Annotated in this window: 15 protein-coding genes; 13 read left to right on the forward strand and 2 right to left on the reverse strand. The window is 54.9% G+C overall.

The genetic code is table 11. The annotated features are described in order from the left end of the window. Positions 1 to 3: 3 nt before the first annotated feature. Positions 4 to 1,416, reverse strand: coding sequence for a flagellar filament capping protein FliD (gene fliD, locus OK409_RS03075; RefSeq protein ID WP_264366742.1), 1,413 nt, complete (start codon positions 1,414 to 1,416; stop codon positions 4 to 6). A 336-nt stretch (positions 1,417 to 1,752) separates the two neighbouring features. Here fliD and OK409_RS03080 point away from each other — a divergent pair, with 336 nt between their 5' ends. From OK409_RS03080 to OK409_RS03125, 10 genes are all read left to right on the forward strand, one after another. Continuing rightward, on the forward strand, positions 1,753 to 2,952 hold the full coding sequence (locus OK409_RS03080; RefSeq protein WP_022625486.1) for a FliC/FljB family flagellin: 1,200 nt from the start codon (positions 1,753 to 1,755) through the stop codon (positions 2,950 to 2,952). Positions 2,953 to 3,111: 159 nt separating this feature from the next. Next, the gene (fliB, locus tag OK409_RS03085) at positions 3,112 to 4,314 is read left to right on the forward strand and encodes a flagellin lysine-N-methylase (protein WP_022625487.1); all 1,203 of its coding nucleotides are present in this window, start codon (positions 3,112 to 3,114) and stop codon (positions 4,312 to 4,314) included. 305 nt (positions 4,315 to 4,619) lie between these two features. Beyond that, positions 4,620 to 5,588, forward strand: coding sequence for an HNH endonuclease signature motif containing protein (locus OK409_RS03090; RefSeq protein WP_033772033.1), 969 nt, complete (start codon positions 4,620 to 4,622; stop codon positions 5,586 to 5,588). 144 nt (positions 5,589 to 5,732) lie between these two features. Beyond that, the gene (locus tag OK409_RS03095; RefSeq protein ID WP_003854529.1) at positions 5,733 to 6,455 is read left to right on the forward strand and encodes an RNA polymerase sigma factor FliA; all 723 of its coding nucleotides are present in this window, start codon (positions 5,733 to 5,735) and stop codon (positions 6,453 to 6,455) included. A gap of 50 nt (positions 6,456 to 6,505) precedes the next feature. Then, on the forward strand, positions 6,506 to 7,009 hold the full coding sequence (gene fliZ / locus OK409_RS03100) for a flagella biosynthesis regulatory protein FliZ (RefSeq protein ID WP_010247591.1): 504 nt from the start codon (positions 6,506 to 6,508) through the stop codon (positions 7,007 to 7,009). A 218-nt stretch (positions 7,010 to 7,227) separates the two neighbouring features. Further along, positions 7,228 to 8,214 (forward strand): D-cysteine desulfhydrase, encoded by a 987-nt coding sequence (locus OK409_RS03105; protein ID WP_010247588.1) that lies wholly within the window; start codon positions 7,228 to 7,230, stop codon positions 8,212 to 8,214. 113 nt (positions 8,215 to 8,327) lie between these two features. Then, positions 8,328 to 9,128 carry a cystine ABC transporter substrate-binding protein gene (tcyJ, locus tag OK409_RS03110; protein ID WP_031593429.1) on the forward strand — a complete coding sequence of 267 codons (801 nt, stop codon included), beginning with the start codon at positions 8,328 to 8,330 and terminating at the stop codon, positions 9,126 to 9,128. Continuing rightward, on the forward strand, positions 9,128 to 9,796 hold the full coding sequence (gene tcyL / locus OK409_RS03115) for a cystine ABC transporter permease (RefSeq protein WP_003854540.1): 669 nt from the start codon (positions 9,128 to 9,130) through the stop codon (positions 9,794 to 9,796). Before tcyJ ends, tcyL begins: the two co-directional genes overlap by 1 nt. Further along, on the forward strand, positions 9,793 to 10,545 hold the full coding sequence (tcyN, locus tag OK409_RS03120) for an L-cystine ABC transporter ATP-binding protein TcyN (RefSeq protein ID WP_010247571.1): 753 nt from the start codon (positions 9,793 to 9,795) through the stop codon (positions 10,543 to 10,545). The genes tcyL and tcyN overlap by 4 nt, the downstream gene beginning before the upstream one ends. 464 nt (positions 10,546 to 11,009) lie before the next feature. Then, entirely contained in the window at positions 11,010 to 12,095 is a 1,086-nt protein-coding gene (locus tag OK409_RS03125; protein WP_010247569.1) for an acyltransferase family protein, read from the forward strand. A gap of 983 nt (positions 12,096 to 13,078) precedes the next feature. On the opposite strand, the gene putA is transcribed toward OK409_RS03125, so the two are convergent. After that, positions 13,079 to 17,026: a trifunctional transcriptional regulator/proline dehydrogenase/L-glutamate gamma-semialdehyde dehydrogenase gene (gene putA, locus OK409_RS03130; RefSeq protein WP_264366743.1), complete on the reverse strand. Its 3,948-nt coding sequence runs from the start codon at positions 17,024 to 17,026 to the stop codon at positions 13,079 to 13,081. A gap of 451 nt (positions 17,027 to 17,477) precedes the next feature. On the opposite strand from putA, the gene putP reads away from it, so the two are divergent. The 3 genes from putP to efeO all read left to right on the forward strand — a co-directional run bounded on the left by putP (position 17,478) and on the right by efeO (position 21,144). Beyond that, the gene (putP, locus tag OK409_RS03135; RefSeq protein ID WP_010670826.1) at positions 17,478 to 18,962 is read left to right on the forward strand and encodes a sodium/proline symporter PutP; all 1,485 of its coding nucleotides are present in this window, start codon (positions 17,478 to 17,480) and stop codon (positions 18,960 to 18,962) included. 189 nt (positions 18,963 to 19,151) lie between these two features. Beyond that, a complete protein-coding gene (efeU, locus tag OK409_RS03140; protein ID WP_031593440.1) occupies positions 19,152 to 19,976 on the forward strand; it encodes an iron uptake transporter permease EfeU in 825 nt (274 codons plus the stop codon). Between the two features lie 52 nt (positions 19,977 to 20,028). Further along, positions 20,029 to 21,144 carry an iron uptake system protein EfeO gene (gene efeO, locus OK409_RS03145; protein ID WP_010258498.1) on the forward strand — a complete coding sequence of 372 codons (1,116 nt, stop codon included), beginning with the start codon at positions 20,029 to 20,031 and terminating at the stop codon, positions 21,142 to 21,144.

A 21,144-nucleotide genomic window follows, 5' to 3' on the forward strand; every position in this document is an offset into this window, starting at 1 on the left:
CTGTTATTTTTTAGACGAATCGGACGTGTCGAACTGCTGCGTCAGATAGGTGCTGGTCGAGTTGAGTTTACTGATGGCCATATCCAGCTGAGTAAATTGCGTTTTATAGCGTGCGATATCCGCATCAATGCGATCGCTGGTGGTGTTATAGAGGGTGGTTAACTTATTCAGTGTTTTACTCACGCCATCGGTGGCGGACTGAATAATCCCTTTAGTGGCCAGCCAGTCAGTCAGTTTACTGTCGATTTTAGCGGCGATACCGGTTTTACCGTCACCTACGATCATCGCTTTCACGCCCTCAGCATCTTTATCCAGTGCGCTGCTCAGCTTGGTTGAATCCAGTTTTAATGAACCGGTGGTGGGATCAGTGGTGACACCAATCTGACTCAGTGATTTAAAGGTAGATGTGCTCTGCGAATTGGTGAGCATGCTTTTCAGCTGCGTCTCAATCGTCCGTAACGTACTGTCACCCAGCAGTGCACCATTACTGGAGTCCTGTGCATCGCTGTTGGTATCCACTTTGGTGTATTTGGTCAGGGTATTAAACTGATCCAGCAACGTATTGTAGGCATCCACCCAGGCAGTGATGGCGCTGGAGGCTTTTGAGGTGTCTTTGGTAATCGTCAGCGTCTCATCGCCAACTGTCTTCGCGGTCAGATTTAAAGTAATCCCTTCCAGCGCATCGCTAATCTGATTGCTGCTGTTTTCAATCGCAACATTGTTGACCGTCAGTTTGGCATTCTGCGCAGCGACGCTCTGGGTCATCACATTGCTGCTAGCGGATGCATCAAAGCCCACAATCCCCTGCAGCGTGCTGTCGCCGGTGACGGCGATGGTTGCCACCGCATTGTCGCTGCCGGTTTTATTGGCGCTCATTGAGAGGCGGAAGCTGCCGTCTGATACCTTAATAATACTGGCGGTGACGCCTGCATTGGCGCCGTTGATGGCGTCACGCATGCCGGTCAGCGAGGTCTGATCGCTGGAGAGCGTTACGCTTTTGCTGGTGCCATCTTTTAAGGTAATCGCGATGCTGCGGCTGGCCACGGAGCTGTCGCCCAGCGCGGCGGTGTTGCTACTCTGTACTCCTGAGGTCAGAACCTGCGCCTGTGCCAGCTGCGTGACGTTAATGGCATATTTACCGGCCACGGTGCTGCCAGAAGTGGTCGCGCTGAACGCTGTGGAGCTACTGGCCGCAGTCGTAGCGGTAAACAGGTCAGCACTGTTCAGCTTGGTATTAGCAGCCTGGAAAGTTGTCAGTGAACTTTTCAGGGTGGCGTAAGCACTGAGCTTGGCCGTATAAGCTGTCTGCTGAGTAGAAATAGGTTTGAGTGAAGCTTTTTCAGCGGTGGTCAAACTGTCAAGCATGGTACTGAGTGGCAGGCCGGAACCCACACCGAGGTTGCTTATACTAGCCATATTAATTCCTTTATAAGGTCGACAGAGAAATTGATACCTGGGTTATCGGCCTTGAATAAGGAAAGTTTAAGGTTATTTGCCTTAGGGTAATGAGGTAAATAAGCACTATAGAGAAGGGTAATTCAGCGGCTAGAAAATTAATGAATTAAGCCTAAAGAAGTTCGGGCGGGTGGCGATAACTTAAAACGTGACAGGTTGAAGCAGAAAAATTCGCCTGGTACTAAAAAAATTCTAAAGGTTGTTAAACGGCAGACGATAACAACTTTGACGGCGCTGAAGCCGGCGGGTTGAAGCCCACACCTTAACCGAAAGACTTGATTAACAGGAAAATTCATCATGGCCCAAGTCATTAATACCAACAGCCTCTCGCTGATCACTCAGAACAACATCAACAAGAACCAGTCAGCTCTGTCTACTTCAATGGAGCGTCTGTCTTCTGGTTTACGTATCAACAGCGCGAAAGATGACGCTGCTGGTCAGGCAATTGCCAACCGTTTTACCTCTAACATCAAGGGCCTGACTCAGGCTGCTCGTAACGCCAACGACGGTATCTCTGCTGCGCAGACTACTGAAGGCGCACTGTCAGAAATCAACAACAACTTACAGCGTGTTCGTGAACTGACTGTACAGGCTTCAAGCGGTACCAACTCAGCTTCTGACAAATCTTCAATTCAGGACGAAATCAAATCCCGTCTGAGCGAAATCGACCGCGTATCAGGTCAGACTCAGTTCAACGGCGTGAACGTGCTGGCTAAAGATGGCTCAATGAAAATTCAGGTTGGCGCTAACGATGGCGAAACTATCACCATCGACCTGAAGAAAATTGACTCTTCTACGCTGAAACTGAACACTTTCAACGTGAATGGTCCACAGGGTACACCTACTGCTGCTGCAGCTGCTGACTTCCAGAGCGTTTACGGTTCTACCAGTAACGTATCTAAAGCCACTGTTGCTGAAGGCACAGCTGATAGCCTGGCGACTCGCCTGGGTGTTGCAGCCGCTAACGTCACTGTTACTGCAGATAAAGTGTATAAAGATGACAACGGCAACCTGTTCGCTAAAGTTAACGTGAAATCAGCCAGCGATGCAGAAACCAACAGCCTGAAAGCGAACGGTTTTGACATTGCTAACGGTGCAAACCAGGACTTCTACGTTGCAGTTGATGCGAAGGCTGCAGTAACGACTGCTGGTGGCGATACCGCTGCGTTCACACTGGATACGGCTAACATGAGCCTGTCTAACGTGACCTCGGGTTCAACTTCTGATCCACTGAAAAAGCTGGACGAAGCGATTGCCAGCGTTGATAAGTTCCGTTCTTCACTGGGTGCGATTCAGAACCGTCTGAACTCAGCCGTGACTAACCTGAACAACACCACCACTAACCTGTCTGCAGCACAGTCTCGTATTCAGGATGCTGACTACGCAACTGAAGTTTCAAACATGTCTAAAGCGCAGATCGTACAGCAGGCTGGTAACTCAGTGTTGGCTAAAGCTAACCAGGTTCCACAGCAGGTTCTGTCTCTGCTGCAGGGCTAATCACCCAACTTATAAAAGACAAACCCCGCTTCGGCGGGGTTTTTTTTATGCCTGCGATTAGCCTGTTTTTGCCCTGTTTCTCTGCCAATCAATCTCCCCTCGTTCCTTTATCCTCACAGTAAGACTCTTTTTTAAATGCCTTTGTTGAGCAGGTAAATAATGAAAAATATTACTGTCGTGGAACCGCTCTTTGTCAGCGCCTTCAAATGTATTGGCAGTGAGTGTCGCGATCACTGCTGTAAGGGCTGGGATATCCACCTGGATAAGCCCACGGTCAATCGCTATTTAAAATCCTCGCTGATTGAAATCAAAACGCTGGCAGTTGAAAACATCACCACCACCCGCAAAAGCTTTGCCAGTTGGGGAACTATGAAGCTTAATGCTTCTGGCAACTGTGCATTTATGGATGAAAATCGCCTGTGCAAAGTGCATTCCCGGCTGGGTGCTGCCGCACTGAGCAACACCTGTGCGACCTATCCCCGAGCGGCGAACACCTTTAAATATGAACAGCAAAAAACGTTGGCGCTCTCCTGTCCGGAGGCGACCCGGCAATTATTAGCCTCACCTGACGCGATGCTGTTCGGGGAGAGCATCAGGCAACAACCTTATGGCAATAAAGCTAAAGATCTCGATCAGCAAAAGAAACTGCTGAATCTGATGTGTCTTAACATCATTAAATTCAGCGGCATTCATCTTGATGAAGGGTTTTACGCGCTTGCCAGCTTTCTGCTGGGCGCGGAAAGAGTAAGCCCTGAAGAAGACTGGCTGGTCCAGATGGAGCATCATTTTTCTGATGTACTCAACAACCTGACACAGGGTGAAATCAGGCTGCAGCTTGATCAGGTTAAACCTGACTATAACCTGCAATGGTCTTTACTGTTGAGATTGCAAAGCTGGTTCAGCACCATGGCCGATAAGCGCGCCTTTCCTACCCTGAATCACTACGTTAATAAGCTGATTTACATTCAGGCCGAAGGGGCCAAAACCGATGACGTCAGTCAGCCAATGATCCGGCTGGACAACGTCTGGCAGAAGCAGGTTATGCCCTGGCTTGCTGAACGGCCATGGATAATGAATAACTATATTCAGTACCGCATTTATGATGATTTCTTCCCTAATAACGAAAATCGCAGCCCGTTACTGAGCTTATATCTTCTGACGGCAGAATGGTTCCTGCTTAAATCACTGATTGCGGCCAATGTTGAGTTGGTCGGAACCGTCAGTGAAGAGGATATTATTAATATCATCTACAGCTACCACTCAATAACAAAACATACGCCACAATCGGTGATGGCGTTTCTGGCCGAGATTGATAAGGTCAAGGTCAATGACGATTTGTCGCTGATTTATCTGCTTAAATGATCTGAGGCGATGTAGCTTCGCATCATCGGCATCGCCCATTTGTCCCTGATAGCTACGGGCGGGCATTAGCTAATCGCTGAAAGAATTGCGGCTGGTGTGCTGGCTTATTTTTATGCCAGCAGCGCCAGGCAATGCAACGTAATTTAACACCTGCTTCCTTCAAACCGGTTTACTGACCACAACCTTGCAGGCTGCCTGTCTCTCAATCCCAGGCAATCCCCCCAGCCCGTTACAGTTCCCCTCCAGACTGCCGATAACTCCTCACAGAACAACATCATTTTTGATTTTAACTTTGTGGAGTGTCTATGCGCTTCAATTATGACCTGTTACCGGGTGAGCGGCTGACCTTTGAAGAGATCGCCCGGCGTTATGCTCTGCAATACCCTGATGATAAAGAGCTGACGGCGCGCGCCTTGCTGAGTCCGTCAACCGGGCTGCGCACGCTGAAAATCCGCGCGGTGTTCGCGCAGGAAGAGAGCAACAGCCCGCTGGAGGATCTGCTGTTCATCTCCCATGACAACGAACGTAAAAATTACCTGCGTCGCTTTGAGCACTACCTTAAGCAGAATCTCTCCTTCCTCTATTTCCGTCGCAGCGATAGCGAAAAGCGCGACAACCTGTGGAAGGTGATGGGCAGCAGCCAGGTCTTCGCGATGATCGATCCGCAATCCGCCACGGCACAGAATCTGCTGAACAGTCGCGGCTACAAACTGGTGCTGATGCATCAGGATGATGAAGACGCTTACTGGCAGCTTTTCAATCCACAGGCAGATCCCTGTTTTCCGCAGTCGCAGCGCATTCAGTTCATCGTGGTGCTGAGTACGCCGCAGCACAAAGTTCCGGCGGCGGTGATGCCGGGAACTGAGGTCGGGCGTCGTGTTAAAGCCCGGGTGCTGCAGCGCGCCAGCCAGGCGGAATTCAGCGCCGGTGTCAAAGCCCGCTACGGCGCCTGTGTGATGACCGGCACCGAGCTGACCGAACGGCATAACTGGCCATGGGTGGAAGCCTGCCATATCGACACGCAGGAAGGGGATGACGGTGTACTGGCAGATAACAGCATCGATAACGGCCTGTTTTTACGCAGTGATTTGCAGCGGCTGTTTATTAACCGACTGATTAGCATTGATGGTGAATCGGGCGAGATTCTGGTGCATCCTGGCGAGGAGGCGCAGCAGCATCTGGCGCCCTGGTATCAGGAACTGGAAGGTCGCATCTGCAGCCTGTGGGCGGCAGTGCCGCCCGCCACCCGGCAACGGCTGCGCGCCCGTCGTTAATCTTCACTGAAGAGTGCAGAAGGATCTGCACTCTGAGGTAACAAAAATGAAATAGCCTCGTTTTACCCCGCCTATTCAGCCAATCGAAAACGCTACAGAATTGGATAATCATGCCGATAACTTCATTAACGCAGGGTAGTCAACGTGAACGATTTCTATACCGCCGAAGGCGTGATGGACAAGCATTCGCTCTGGCAGCGCTACGTGCCGCTGGTGCGCCATGAAGCGTTGCGTCTGCAGGTTCGCCTGCCGGCCAGTGTTGAGCTTGACGACTTGCTGCAGGCGGGTGGGATAGGGCTGTTAAATGCCGTAGAGCGTTATGACGCGCTCCAGGGTACAGCCTTTACCACCTATGCCGTGCAGCGTATTCGTGGCGCCATGCTCGACGAGCTTCGTAGTCGGGACTGGGCACCGCGCAGTGTGCGTCGTAATGCACGCGAGGTGGCCGGAGCAATGCACAGAGTGGAACAGTCGCTGGGGCGTTCTGCCTCTGAGCAGGAAGTGGCGCAACAGCTGAATGTTTCCATGGAGGAGTACCGGCAGATCCTGCTGGACACCAACAACAGTCAACTTTTCTCCTACGACGAGTATCGGGAAGAGCACGGCGACAGCGCGGAGCTGGTGACGGAAGGCCATGAAGAGGCTAATCCGCTTCATCAGTTGCTTGAAGGGAGTCTGCGTGAGCGCGTCATTGAAGCGATCGAAGCATTACCCGATCGTGAAAAGATGGTGCTGACACTGTACTACCAGGAAGAACTGAACCTGAAAGAGATTGGGGCGGTGCTTGATGTGGGTGAATCCCGTGTCAGCCAGCTGCACAGTCAGGCGATTAAACGCCTGCGTGCCCGACTTGCGGGAGCGCGCTAGCAGTATCAGTTCCTGGCGATTCAAAATTATAAAAAACCGGGGACTCAGTAATGGGAGCCAAGACCAAGGCCAGACCGTTAAGTCGTTATCTTAAAGACTATAAACACAGCCAGAGCAACTGTTCACACTGTGGCAAGGTATTAGATCGAATGGCGCTCGTTTTTCGTGGCCAGATCATCAATAAAGAGGCCATCGCTCGGATGGACCAGATGATTGATGAGCAGCTGTGGCTGAAACTTCAGCCCGAACTGACCGCGCTTTGTCGTTTTTGCAGTGATATTTTTTGTAATACCCATCCTAATTACTTCGACATAATGGCGTTTAAACAGTATCTGTTTGAACAGACAGAGATGAGCCCCAGCACGATTCGTGAATATGTGGTGCGGCTGCGTCGTCTGGATGAGATGCTGAAAGCCAGAAATTTCCCGGCCGACAGGCTTCAGGGAAATAGCTGGCATCAGTGTCTGGAAAGCGATCTGCCCGATGCCGGTAATAACAATTACCGCATCGCGCTGCGCAAGTACGATCAGTTCTTAGGCTGGCAGCAGGGTTAACCCTGATCTGCACCGATTGCTCCCCCGCGTGCCTGCGGCACGTTCCCCTTTTGCCCGCCAGCCGGGTAGAAGGGAAGGGGGAGCACGGCGCTTCTTTCTCCTGCAACTTTCACTACACATCTGTCTCACCGCATCTGCTGACACCTGAATCAGGGTGATCCTTTTCGCATCTTCTGCAACACTGTAAGGATAAATTGAATGCCCGAACGGAGGCAGCATTGTCTTTACATCTGTTACACCAATTCCCACGTCTTGAACTGCTGGGTGCACCCACGCCGTTAGAACATCTGCCTCGGCTCTCTGACTATCTGGGCCGCGATATTTTCATCAAACGCGATGATTTCACGCCGGTGGCGATGGGCGGCAATAAGCTGCGCAAGCTGGAATTTCTGGCGGCGGACGCGCTGCGTGAAGGCGCCGATGTGCTGCTGACCGCGGGCGCTATCCAGTCCAATCATGTGCGTCAGACGGCGGCAGTCGCGGCCCGGCTTGGCCTGAAGTGCGTGGCATTGCTGGAAAACCCGATTGGCACCCACGCTGAAAATTACCTGAGCAACGGCAACCGTCTGTTGCTGGATCTGATGGACGCTGAAGTGATCATGGTGGATGCGCTGAATAACCCTGCGGAACAGCTGGCTGAACAGGCCACGCGTCTGGAAGCCCAGGGTTATCGTCCTTACATCGTGCCGGTCGGCGGCTCAAATGCGCTGGGTGCACTAGGCTATGTAGAGTGCGCGCAGGAGATTGCTCATCAGAGCGAAGGCGTGGTCGATTTCGCCGCCGTGGTGGTGGCCTCGGGCAGTGCCGGCACCCATGCCGGACTGGCGGTGGGTCTGGAGCATCTGCTGCCGGAGACCGAGCTGGTGGGCGTTACCGTTTCACGCCAGGTTGAGGCGCAGTTGCCGCTGGTGGAGCGGCTGCGTCAGTCGCTGGCGGAGACGCTGGAAGTGCATGCTAAGGCACCGATTACCCTGTGGGATGACTACTTTGCGCCACGCTACGGCGAACCCAATGATGAAGGCATGGCTGCGGTGAAACTGCTGGCGCGGCTGGAAGGGATCCTGCTGGACCCGGTCTACACCGGAAAGGCGATGGCCGGACTGCTGGATGGCGTGAGCCAGAATCGTTTCCGCCGTGAAGGTCCGTTGCTGTTTATTCATACGGGTGGCGCACCGGCGTTATTTGCTTATCATCCTTCGGTCTGAGACAAGCGAATAAAACAGTTTATACTCCGTGGGTTATCCTTCTGGACTGGCAGCGACAAGCCGTGCTGCCCTTATAAGAACACACACACAATACTGTCAATAATGGGGTGAATATGTCCTTTTCTCGTGCAGGTCGTCAGATGGTGATGGGCGTCATGGCCGTGGCGCTGATTGCTGGCGTCAACGTTAAAACCTTTGCAGCGGAAAATCTGCTCAACAAAATTAAAGAGCGCGGCACGCTGCTGGTGGGTCTGGAAGGCACCTATCCGCCATTCAGCTTCCAGGATGAAAAGGGCAAGCTGACCGGCTTTGAAGTGGAATTCGCGGAACAGCTGGCACAGCACATGGGCGTCAAGGCGAGCCTGAAACCGACCAAGTGGGACGGCATGCTGGCCTCTCTCGACGCGAAGCGCATCGATGTGGTCATCAACCAGGTCACCATCTCTGATGAGCGTAAGAAGAAATATGACTTCTCCACGCCATACACGGTCTCCGGCATTCAGGCGCTGACCATGAAAGCCAATGCGAACACCATCACCAAACCTGCGGACCTGGCCGGTAAAAAAGTGGGCGTCGGTCTGGGCACCAACTACGAGCAGTGGCTGCGTGAGAATGTGAAGGGCGTGGACATCCGTACCTATGATGATGACCCGACGAAATATCAGGATCTGCGCTCTGGCCGTCTGAATGCCATTCTGGTTGACCGTCTGGCCGCGCTGGATCTGGTGAAGAAAACGGGCGATACCATGGCGGTCGCGGGCGATGCGTTCTCTCGTCAGGAATCGGGCGTGGCGGTACGTAAAGGCAACGACGACCTGCTGAAAGCGATCGACCAGGCCATTGCTGACATGCAGAAAGATGGCTCGCTGAGCAAGCTGTCTCAGAAATGGTTTGGCGCGGACGTGACGAAATAATGCAGGAAAGTCTTCAACTGGTGCTGGATTCAGCACCTTTTTTATTAAAAGGCGCGCTGTTTACGCTGCAGCTCAGCATCGGCGGCATGTTCTTTGGCCTGCTGCTGGGCTTTATTCTGGCGCTGATGCGTCTGTCGCGCTTCTGGCCGGTTCGCTGGCTGGCGCGGATCTATGTCTCGATCTTTCGTGGCACGCCGCTGATCGCCCAGCTGTTTATGATCTATTACGGCCTGCCGCAGTTTGGCATTGAACTGGATCCGATCCCCTCCGCGATGATTGGTCTTTCCCTTAATACCGCAGCCTATGCCTCAGAGTCACTGCGTGGCGCGATTTCATCGATTGAGCGCGGGCAGTGGGAAGCGGCGGCAAGTATCGGCATGACGCGCTGGCAAACCCTGCGCCGGGTGATCCTGCCACAGGCAGCCCGCACCGCGCTGCCCCCGCTGGGCAACAGCTTTATCAGCCTGGTGAAAGATACCTCGCTGGCGGCGACCATTCAGGTACCGGAGCTGTTCCGTCAGGCGCAGTTGATCACCTCACGCACGCTGGAAGTCTTTACCATGTATCTGGCAGCCTCGCTGATCTACTGGGTGATGGCAACGGTGTTATCTGCGTTGCAGAACCGGCTGGAACAGCATGTTAATCGTCAGGATTCGGAGTCGAAATGAGCGCCATCGAAGTCAGAAAGCTGGTGAAGTCTTTTAACGGCCAGACGGTGCTGCACGACATCGACCTTGATGTGGCCGCCGGTGAAGTGGTGGCCATTATCGGCCCCAGCGGATCAGGTAAAACCACGCTGCTGCGCAGTATCAATCTGCTGGAAGTGCCGGATAGCGGCACCATCCGGGTCGGAGAGATTACCGTTGATGCGGCGCTGGCACAGAGTAAGCAGAAAGAGCAGGTGCGTCGTCTGCGTCAGCAGGTCGGGTTTGTCTTCCAGAACTTCAATCTGTTTCCGCATCGTTCAGTGATGGAGAACATTATTGAAGGGCCGGTTATCGTCAAAGGCGAAGCGAAAGCGGATGCGGTGGCCCGCGCCCGCACGCTGCTGGAGAAGGTCGGGCTGCACGGCAAAGAAGAGAGCTATCCGCGCCGTCTGTCGGGCGGGCAGCAACAGCGCGTGGCGATTGCGCGTGCGCTGGCGATGCGGCCGGAAGTGATCCTGTTTGATGAACCGACCTCGGCGCTGGATCCGGAGCTGGTGGGCGAGGTGCTCAGCACCATTCGCGCGCTGGCCGAAGAGAAACGCACCATGGTCATCGTCACGCATGAGATGAGCTTTGCCCGCGATGTGGCTGACCGCGCCATTTTTATGGATCAGGGACGGATTGTGGAGCAGGGCGAAGCGAAAGCGTTGTTCAGTAACCCTCAGCAGCCGCGTACCCGTCAGTTCCTTGATAAATTTCTGAATCAGTAATCCACACTGCCTTCCCCGGAAGGCAGTTTTAACCCGTTTAAAACCCTCATTTTTTAAGCTGCCACTGGCTATGGTCACGCTATTAGCAGGCGCAGTATCATAAATAACTCTGCCGCTGTTAAACCTTTTGGCACATCTGACAAATCTTTTCTTTTCATCGGGGATATATTGGCTTTTCCCGTTGCCACTTTCTCTTAATTATATTTTCTGAATTATGAAGCAATATTATCCTTTAAGCTGGCTGCGGCACTGCTAATTAGTGTGTTGCGTCGATATTAATAAGTGTAAGGAAACGTTCTGCTGAGTAAATAACTGTGGTAACAGGGCCACTCAGCGGCTTTTAAGAGTTTCGCTACATTCATCACCGGTTCAATGGCGAATAATTGCCGGATAATCATAAAAGCAATACTGATTTCCTCGCTTTTACTTTCCAGCATTCTGACCTACACAGCAGGAGTCATTGAATGAACCAGACTAAGTCAGATCAGATATTGTGGGTCGATACCCTGAAGGGCGCCTGCATATTACTGGTGGTCCTGTACCACACAGTTTTACCCGGCTTTGAAGGGACGATGAAATATCTCTCTGCCGGATGGATCCCCGCCGAAATATGGATACAGTTTAATACGGTACTGTCGCCGCTGCGTATGCCCGCCTTTTTCTTTGTCTCGGGATTGCTGGCGACCAATGGCATTCTGAACCGGCCATGGAAGCAGGTATTTACCAGTCGCATCACCAATCTTTTTTATCTCTATATTCTGTGGGGGTTTATTCAGTGGTGGTCAATTATCGGTATCTCTACTGAAATTACCGGCCAGCGTATTTCGCAGAACCTTAATGCCGCCTATGCGGGTTCGCTATTCGAGTTTCTCAAGCTGACCTTTATGGCTATGAGCACCTCGTGGTATCTGTATGGGCTGGGACTCTATTTCCTCTGTGCTAAAGTTTTCCGTCAATATAAGCTGGCCCTGGTGGCGGTGGCGATCCTGCTGAATTATCTGGCGGCAGAAAAAGTGATCCCGTTCTGGGGACCCCAGAGCCTGGCCCAATATTTTGTGTTCTTCCTGTTAGGGGCATTCTGGAGCCAGACGATGCTGCGCCTGAGTGAATGGCGGCGTGAGAATCTGATGCCCTGGGCGCTACTGGCGGCAGCCGCCGGGATTCATGTGCTATTCGGGCTGGATAAGAGTCTGTTCCTGTGTGTACTGGCGGTGTTATTCAGTATCGCGGCCTGTCGCTGGCTGAATCAGCACTTCAGCATGCGCTATCTCAACTGGGTTGGCCGCAATACGCTGCAGATTTATGTCATCCATCGTATTTTTATCGAGTTTTTTGGTATGTCTGCGATTCTGTTCGCGCAGCGGCATCATCTGTTCGAGCAGGCGTGGTTTTCGTTTCTCTGGGCCTGTTTCTATCCGGTGGCCATCGTGGGTCTCTGCTCGCTCTGTTCAGTGGCAATCTGGTCGCTGACCAATCGCGGAGTCGGGCAGTCGCTGTTTGTGTTCCCGACGTTAATGAAAAGGGCGCCTGGCGGCGCGAGCGGTGGGTAAGTTACGCCTGGCAGCGGGGAAGTTACGCTTTGCAGCGGGCTTGCACTGAGCGGGTTTCGCCCGCCAGGCGATGGGGAGTTTCAGGTTGCCTGTGCAGGCGGACGCGTCAAGGGGCGGACGCCCGCCCCTTAACAATCCCGGCGTCCGGCTGCCTGCGCGCCCCGCTGTACGGGGTGCCTTCGTCACGCCCTGCGGCCGACGGACCGTCCGGACTCGCCATCCCTGGCTCGTACCGTCCTTTCGCCGACGTCCTGTCGGCTCATCCTGGCCTCCGGTTGTTCCTCAGCGCTGCGGACGCCTCTGGGAAACCCCCTGCCGGTGATTTCTTTGTGTTTTCTTTAGTGCAGCGTTGTCTGGTGATCCGAAAGCCAGTCTCAATTCCGGAAGCTTACCGCAACACTCTTAGTGACCTGAAAATGAGATAACAGCGGGTAGGGTTGAATGCCATTCTATGTGCTGAGCCGAAAGTCAGAGGCAATCCCAAAAAACCACAGCGATAAAGCACTCAACATAAAAAGCAGAGATAACAGCGGGTGGGTTGAATAACATTCGGTCTGCTGAGCAAAAATTCAGAGGCAATCCCCAAACTCACAGCGACAGCGAACCCAACATAAAAAGAAAAGATAACAGCGAGGGGGTGGGGAGGCCGTCAGAACCGCTGAGCGGATGAGGGATTTCAGGACGAGCGACAGGGATGTCGCGAAGAGGCGGGTTCGCGCCATGGATGGCGCGTCCCGCTGGTCCGTGAGAAATCCTGAAGTAGCGAAGGAACCGCGAAGCGGCGGTGAAGCAGGCCGGAGCCCGGGGTCAAGGGGGCGCGGCGACTGGCGCCCCCTTGTCGGTCGCCTGCAGAGGCGAATCTGAAACTGCCTGGCTTACCAGGCGAACGAAACCTTCTCATAGCCCGTTCGCGCAGCGAACAACTCCAGCTTCAGCTCCGCACCTCAGCCCGTTCGCGCAGCGAACAATCCCGCGAACGCCCCTTACCCTATGGTCATCAGGCTCGCATTACCGCCTGCCGCAGCGGTATTCACACTCAGCGAACGCTCAATCAGCAGACGCTCCAGCAGCAGATTGGTCTCGCCGCGCGCAAAGCCCTGCACCGACACAATCGCGCCTTCACGTGCGGCAATCTGTTCACACAGGGTACGCAGCTGATCGGCATCACCGTGATAGATCACCGCATCAAACTCTGCTGCTAACGGGTCACGCGCCAGCGTGACGCGCGCTTTCACTGCATCCGGCAGCGAGGCCAGCAGGGCGCGATGCAGCTCATCATCCTGCCACAATGCTTTACTGCCGACGCTGGTCACCGCGGCCAGCTGGATTAACGCATCCTGCTCGTTATCAGCCAGACAGAGCACCTGATCACGCGGCAACAGTGAGAAGGTATTGCGCTCGCCTGTCGGGCCAGGCAGCAGACGGACCACGCCCGCCTGCGCCAGATCGCCATAGTGCTGGCAGAGTTCAGCCAGTTCAGGCTTATCCTTAGCCCAGTTGCTGAGTGCCAGATGCGGTGCCAGCAGTGACTGACGCAGCGTGCTGTCCGCCGGGCGTTCTGCATCCTGACGATCAAAAGTCAGACGCAGCGCACTATCCGGACGATGCGCCAGCAAGCGGTAAAGATAGAGCGGACCGCCGGCTTTCGGACCGGTACCGGATAAGCCCTCGCCACCAAACGGCTGTACGCCGACCACCGCGCCCACCATATTGCGGTTGACGTAGAGATTGCCGACTCGGGCGTTCGCCGTAACCTGTGCAATCGTTTCGTCGATGCGGGTATGTACGCCCAGCGTCAGGCCATAGCCGGACGCATTGATCTGCTCAACCAGCTGCGGCAGGTTATTGCGGGTGAAACGCACCACGTGCAGCACCGGGCCAAAAATCTCTTTATCCAGATCGCTGACCTGGCCCAGCTCAATCAGTGTCGGTTTAACAAAGGTACCGCTATTCCACTCTTTGCTGTCCTGCGGGTTTTCCTGCACCGCCTGATAGACCGTGAAGCCTTTATTACGCATCGCCTGAATATGGCGATCGATATTGGCTTTCGCTTCGGCATCAATGACCGGACCGATGTCGGTCGAGAAGCGTTCCGGATTGCCCATGCGGCACTCCGCCATCGCGCCGCGCAGCATCTTCAGGGTATGGTCGGCGACATCTTCCTGAATGCAGAGCAGGCGTAGGGCAGAACAGCGCTGTCCGGCACTGTCGAAGGCAGAGGCGACGATATCGATCACCACCTGCTCAGTCAGCGCGGAAGAATCGACGATCATCGCATTCATCCCGCCGGTCTCAGCAATCAGCGGCACAGGACGACCGTGCTGGTCAAGGCGACCCGCCAGATTACGCTGCAGCAGTGTCGCCACCGCAGTTGAACCGGTAAACATCACGCCACGTACCCGAACGTCACCGGTCAACTGTGCACCAACGGTTTCACCCTGGCCAGGCAGCAGTTGCAGCACGCCTGGCGGCACACCCGCATCCAGCAGGATCTGAACCGCCTGTGCGGCAATTAGCGGTGTCTGCTCGGCCGGTTTGGCCAGCACGCTGTTACCCGCTGCCAGTGCAGCCGCAATCTGACCGGTAAAGATCGCCAGCGGGAAGTTCCATGGACTGATGCAGACCACCGGGCCCAGCGGACGATGGGTTTCGTTGTCGAAATCGTCACGCACCATTCCGGCGTAGTAATAGAGAAAATCAACCGCTTCGCGCACTTCCGCGATGGCGTTGTTGTAGGTTTTGCCAGCTTCACGCACCAGGATGCCGAGCAGCTGCTGCATCTGGCCTTCCATGATCTGTGCGGCGCGTTCCAGAATGGCGGCACGCTCCTGCGGCGGTGTGGCAAACCAGATTGGCCCGCTGTTTACCGCGGCATCCAGCGCCACAGAAACTTCCTGCTCTGTGGCTTCACGGACCTGACCTACACGGTCGCCAGGCGCTGCCGGGTTCAGAATGTCGCGCAACTCGCCGGCACCCGCTTCACCGTCGATCATCGGCTCGGCCAGGCAGGGCTGTGCGGCGCTGCTCAGCAGGGCGCTGGAGAGTGAGGCAAGACGGTGTTCGTTGGCCATATCCAGACCCGCAGAGTTAACACGGTTATCGCCATACAGATCGCGCGGCAGGGGGATTTTCGGATGTGGCAGACCAATGGCGCCTTCGCTGGCACCCAGCTTCTCCACCGCGCTCACCGGATCGGCCACCAGTTCATCAATCGGCAGCGAGGTATCGGCAATACGGTTAACAAAGGAGGTGTTGGCCCCGTTTTCTAACAGGCGGCGCACCAGATAGGCCAGCAGGGTTTCATGGGTACCGACCGGCGCATAGATACGGCAGGGACGGTTAAGCTTCCCGTCTGCCACTTTGCCGACCACCTGCTCATAGAGCGGTTCGCCCATGCCGTGCAGGCACTGGAACTCATACTGACCGGGATAGTAGTTGTTGCCCGCCAGCTGATAAATCGCCGCCAGTGTGTGGGCATTATGGGTAGCGAACTGCGGATAGATCAGGCTTGGCACGGCCAGCAGTTTGCGGGCACAGGCCAGATAAGAGATATCGGTGTAAACCTTGCGGGTGTAGACAGGATAGCCTTCAAGGCCTTCCATCTGGGCGCGCTTGATTTCGCTGTCCCAGTACGCGCCTTTCACCAGACGAATCATCAGGCGACGGCGGCTGCGCTGCGCCAGATCGATCAGCTCATCAATCACAAACGGACAGCGTTTCATGTAGGCCTGAATCACAAAGCCTATGCCGTTCCAGCCTTCCAGCTCTGGCTCGAAACAGAGTTTCTCCAGTAAATCCAGCGACAGTTCCAGCCGGTCCGCCTCTTCTGCATCGATGTTGATGCCGATGTCATAGGAGCGGGCCAGCAGCGTCAGCGATTTCAGAATAGGGTAGAGCTCTTCCATCACGCGCTCATACTGCGCCCGGCTGTAGCGGGGATGCAGTGCTGAGAGCTTGATAGAGATGCCGGGACCTTCATAGATGCCACGACCATTCGACGCTTTACCAATGGCATGGATCGCCTGCTGATAAGAGAGCAGATAGGCTTTGGCATCGCCTGCCGTCAGGGCCGCTTCGCCCAGCATGTCATAGGAGTAGCGGAAGCCTTTCTCTTCCAGCTTGCGGGCGTTAGCCAGCGCTTCGGCAATGGTTTCACCGGTGACAAACTGCTCGCCCATCAGACGCATCGCCATATCCACGCCTTTGCGGATCAGCGGTTCGCCACCCTTACCGATAATGCGGTTAAGCGAGCTTGAGAGATTCGACTCGTTGTGGGTCGAGACCAGACGGCCGGTGAACAGAAGGCCCCAGGTCGCCGCGTTGACAAACAGTGACGGGCTGCGTCCCAGATGTGACTGCCAGTTGCCGTTGCTGATCTTGTCGCGGATCAGCGCATCGCGTGTTGGCTTGTCGGGGATACGCAGTAGCGCTTCAGCCAGACACATCAGCGCCACACCTTCATGGGAGGAGAGAGAGAACTCCTGCAGCAGGCTCTGCACCATTCCAGCGCGTCCGGTTGCCCCTTTCTGGTGCCGCAGCTTTTCGGCGAGCTGGTAAGCCAGCTGATGGGTTTTCTCTGCCAGCGCCGCCGGTAAACGTGCCTGTTCCAGCATCATTGGCACCGCATCAGTCTCCGGACGACGCCATGCGGCGGTCACCGCTGAACGGGTCACTGACTGAGGTAAAATCTGCTCTGCGAAATCAAGGAACGGCTGGTGCGTCTCCTCTGGCTGGGTGTCGTCGGACTCTGCGGCCGCCTGGGCAGAAAGCGGGATCTCCGGCACGGTATCGCCGGTTTCCAGCTGGCCCAGGTAGTTAAAGATCGCCTGTTTAATCAGCCAGTGTGGCGTGCGATCAATGCGCTGCGCAGCCAGTTTGATGCGCTCGCGTGTCGCGTCATCCAGTTTTACACCCATGGTGGTTGTAGCCATGACTCCAGAGCTCCTTGATAGTGGTTCGATACGGCGTTGGCTGCACTATCACTTAAGTTGCAACTTTGTGCAACCGTGTTAAATGTGAGCCAGTTAACACCCTTTTAACGTCGACGATTGCTAAATCCCGCAATGCGGCACGGATATTGCTGCAAGATCCTCGCCAGTCTGGCAGACCCGATGAAAAGCGGGTTTCAGGCAGGTAATACGATGGTGCAACCGGATAACTGTGAGCGAGTGCAACCTATGAGCACGTTTTCACAAACGGTTAGTGAAATCACTGTAACGCCTGTGTTAAATCCATTGTGCGCACAACGCCTTTCCGGCAGGATACCGCGCCGCTGGGAAATGAGTGACGCCCTGACGAAGAAAATCGGCCCGCTTTGCCCCGTTCCGGCAGGCGGGTAGCTGGCGATTTCTCTGGGATATCAAATAATAAGTGGAGAGACAGATGAGTGTAAGTACACCTTTGCTGGTGACCTTTTTGGTTTATATTCTTGGGATGGTATTAATCGGGTTTGTGGCTTATCGCTCAACCAAAAACTTTGATGATTACATCCTCGGTGGCCGCAGTCTGGGTAGCGTGGTCACGGCACTCTCTGCCGGTGCATCCGATATGAGCGGCTGGCTGCTGATGGGCTTACCGGGTGCGATCTTCATCTCCGGTATCTCTGAAAGCTGGATTGCGATTGGCCTGACGATCGGTGCCTGGCTGAACTGGAAAATCGTGGCCGGTCGCCTGCGGGTACAGACTGAACATCACAACAACGCCCTGACGCTGCCGGACTTCTTTACCAGCCGCTTTGAGGACCACAGTAAAATCCTGCGCGTGATCTCCGCCATTGTGATCCTGGTGTTCTTCACCATCTATTGCGCCTCAGGCGTGGTAGCCGGTGCGCGTCTGTTTGAAAGCACCTTTGGTATGAGTTACCAGACCGCTCTGTGGGCGGGTGCAGCGGCGACCATTCTCTATACGCTGGTGGGCGGTTTCCTGGCGGTGAGCTGGACCGATACCGTTCAGGCGAGCCTGATGATTTTTGCGCTGATCCTGACGCCGGTGTTTGTGATTATCGCGGTCGGCGGCTGGTCTGATTCGCTGGCGGTGATTGAAGCGAAGAGCCTGGAAAACCTCGACATGCTGAAGGGACTGAACTTTGTCGCGGTTATCTCCCTGCTCGGCTGGGGCCTGGGCTACTTCGGGCAGCCCCATATTCTGGCGCGCTTTATGGCGGCAGATTCGCATCGTTCAATCCGTACCGCTCGCCGTATCGGTATGACCTGGATGGTGCTCTGTCTGGCCGGTGCCGTGGCGGTGGGCTTCTTCGGTATCGCCTACTTCCAGAACAACCCGACGCTGGCGGTTGGCGTTAACGCCAATGCGGAGCGGGTCTTTATCGAGCTGGCGCGTATCCTGTTCAACCCATGGATTGCCGGTATTCTGCTGTCAGCGATCCTGGCAGCCGTGATGTCAACGCTGAGCTGTCAGCTGCTTGTCTGCTCCAGCGCCCTGACCGAAGATCTCTACAAAGGCTTACTGCGTAAAAATGCCAGCCAGAAAGAGCTGGTATGGGTAGGGCGTCTGATGGTGCTGCTGGTGGCGCTGATTGCGATCGCGCTGGCGGCTAACCCGGAAAACCGCGTGCTGGGCCTGGTGAGCTACGCCTGGGCGGGCTTCGGTGCAGCGTTTGGTCCGGTGGTACTGTTTGGTGTCTGCTGGAAGCGGATGAACCGCAACGGTGCGCTGGCGGGCATGATCGTCGGTGCGCTGACCGTGCTGGTGTGGAAACAGTATGGCTGGCTGGGACTGTATGAAATCATCCCGGGCTTCATTTTCGCCAGCATCGCCATTGTAGTGTTCACGCTGATGGGCCGTGAGCCATCAGCAGAAGCGCAGCAGCGCTTTGCCGCTGCAGAGGCGGAGTTCCAGACAAAATAAGCGAGGCGTTAATCGCCTGGCCCGTCCCGAAAGGGGCGGGCTTTTTTGTTACAAAGATAAACCACTCAAAGATGAAATTATCTCCACCGGCAACTTGTTTTTTTCTCAGCGATAATGATAATCGGTATCGTTTACACTTTACCTTATTTTACTGTTTATTGACGCTGCTTAACATTCAAGAGGTTGGCGATGTTTGTTCCTTTTCTCATCATGCTGCGCGAAGGGCTTGAAGCCGCGCTGATAGTCAGCCTGATAGCCAGCTATCTCAAACGCACCCAGCGCACCCAATGGTTTCCCGCGATGTGGGCTGGCGTGTTTATTGCCGCCGGGCTCTGTCTGGGCCTGGGTCTGTTCATCAATGCCACCACCGGTGAGTTCCCGCAGAAAGAGCAGGAGCTGTTTGAGGGCATCGTGGCGCTGATTGCGGTGGTGATCCTCACCTCAATGGTTTTCTGGATGCGCAAAGTCGCCCGCAACATCAGGGTCGAGCTTGAACAGGCGGTCGATCAGGCGCTGCAACGCTCAGGTCGTGGCGGTCTGGCACTGGTGCTGATGGTGTTTCTTGCCGTGGCGCGCGAAGGGCTGGAGTCGGTGTTCTTCCTGCTGGCGGCGTTTACCCAGGATGTCGGTTATGCGCCGCCGATTGGCGCGGTGCTGGGTCTGGCAACCGCGGTCGTGCTGGGCATGCTGCTCTACTGGGGCGGTATCCGTCTTAACATGGCCCATTTCTTCCGCTGGACCAGCGTATTCATCCTGTTTGTCGCCGCGGGTCTGGCAGCGGGCGCCATCCGCGCCTTCCACGAAGCGGGTTTATGGAATCGCTTTCAGGATGTCGCCTTCGATCTCAGCAATACCTTATCGACCCATTCGCTGTTCGGCACCCTGCTGGAAGGGGTGCTGGGTTATCAGGAGACCCCAAGCGTCAGTGAAGTGACCGTTTACTTCGCCTACCTGATCCCGGCGCTGATCCTGTTCTTTATGCCTGCGCGTTCTGCTGCGTCGGCCACTGTGTAATTTGACATTTAACGGGCGCATCTTACGCCTGCAACATGATAGGGAAAAAGAGATGACAATGCGTTTCCGCCGCAAGGCACTGCTGCTTCCTCTGCTGGCGATCTCCGCAACGGCGGCCGCGGCGGTTCCTCAGGTTACCGTAAGCGTCACCGACAAGCAGTGCGAGCCGATGAGCTTAACGGTCAAGGCCGGTAAGACCCAGTTCCTGATTAAAAACAACAGCCAGAAAGCGCTGGAGTGGGAGATCCTCAAAGGCGTGATGGTGGTTGAAGAGCGTGAGAATATCGCGCCGGGCTTCAGTCAGAAACTGACCGCCAATCTGGAGGCGGGCGAATATGAGATGACCTGTGGGCTACTGAGCAATCCAAAAGGCAAGCTGATCGTGCAGGCCGGTGAGGGCGCGGCGAAAAGTGGCACCTCAGCACGTATGCAGCTGGAAGGCCCGATCACCGAATATAAAGCCTATGTGACCGACCAGGTAAACCAGCTGGTGAGCAACACCCAGGCCTTTACTGACGCCGTTAAAGCGGGTGATGTTGAAAAAGCCAAAGCGCTGTTTGCTCCGACCCGTCAGTATTATGAGCGCATTGAGCCGATTGCTGAGCTCTTCTCCGATCTCGACGGCAGCATTGACGCCCGTGAAGATGACTATGAGAAAAAAGCGGCCGATCCTAAGTTCACCGGTTTCCACCGTCTGGAGAAAGCGCTGTTTGCTGATAACAGCACGAAAGGCATGGCGGACTACGCTGAGCAGCTGAATAAAGATGTGAAAGATTTGCAGGTGCGCATCAGCGAACTGGCCTTCCCGCCAGCCAAAGTGGTCGGCGGCGCAGCCGGCCTGATTGAAGAGGTCGCTTCCAGCAAAATTTCCGGTGAAGAAGATCGCTACAGCCGGACTGACCTGTGGGACTTCCAGGCGAACATTGATGGCGCGCAGAAAATCGTTGAGCTGCTGCGACCCATGGTAAGCAAAGCCAATCCGCAGTTGCTGGCCAAGGTTGACGCCAACTTCAAAAAAGTGGATGCGATCCTGAGTAAGTACCGCACCCAAACCGGTTTTGAATCCTATGAGAAACTGACCAGCGCCGACCGTAACGCGCTGAAAGGACCGATCACCGCACTGGCGGAAGATCTTTCATTACTTCGTGGCACCCTGGGTCTGGATTAA

The sequence above is a fragment of the Pantoea sp. RG18 genome (genome assembly GCF_025910075.1).
GTDB classification, from domain to species: domain Bacteria; phylum Pseudomonadota; class Gammaproteobacteria; order Enterobacterales; family Enterobacteriaceae; genus Pantoea; species Pantoea agglomerans.

Bases quoted from the DNA above. Each gene is read 5' to 3' on its own strand.
- fliD (WP_264366742.1), bottom strand. From the start codon at position 1,416: ATGGCTAGTATAAGCAACCTCGGTGTGGGTTCCGGCCTGCCACTCAGT.
- OK409_RS03080 (WP_022625486.1), top strand. From the start codon at position 1,753: ATGGCCCAAGTCATTAATACCAACAGCCTCTCGCTGATCACTCAGAAC.
- fliB (WP_022625487.1), top strand. From the start codon at position 3,112: ATGAAAAATATTACTGTCGTGGAACCGCTCTTTGTCAGCGCCTTCAAA.
- OK409_RS03090 (WP_033772033.1), top strand. From the start codon at position 4,620: ATGCGCTTCAATTATGACCTGTTACCGGGTGAGCGGCTGACCTTTGAA.
- fliZ (WP_010247591.1), top strand. From the start codon at position 6,506: ATGGGAGCCAAGACCAAGGCCAGACCGTTAAGTCGTTATCTTAAAGAC.
- tcyJ (WP_031593429.1), top strand. From the start codon at position 8,328: ATGTCCTTTTCTCGTGCAGGTCGTCAGATGGTGATGGGCGTCATGGCC.
- tcyL (WP_003854540.1), top strand. From the start codon at position 9,128: ATGCAGGAAAGTCTTCAACTGGTGCTGGATTCAGCACCTTTTTTATTA.
- tcyN (WP_010247571.1), top strand. From the start codon at position 9,793: ATGAGCGCCATCGAAGTCAGAAAGCTGGTGAAGTCTTTTAACGGCCAG.
- OK409_RS03125 (WP_010247569.1), top strand. From the start codon at position 11,010: ATGAACCAGACTAAGTCAGATCAGATATTGTGGGTCGATACCCTGAAG.
- putA (WP_264366743.1), bottom strand. From the start codon at position 17,026: ATGGCTACAACCACCATGGGTGTAAAACTGGATGACGCGACACGCGAG.
- putP (WP_010670826.1), top strand. From the start codon at position 17,478: ATGAGTGTAAGTACACCTTTGCTGGTGACCTTTTTGGTTTATATTCTT.
- efeU (WP_031593440.1), top strand. From the start codon at position 19,152: ATGTTTGTTCCTTTTCTCATCATGCTGCGCGAAGGGCTTGAAGCCGCG.
- efeO (WP_010258498.1), top strand. From the start codon at position 20,029: ATGACAATGCGTTTCCGCCGCAAGGCACTGCTGCTTCCTCTGCTGGCG.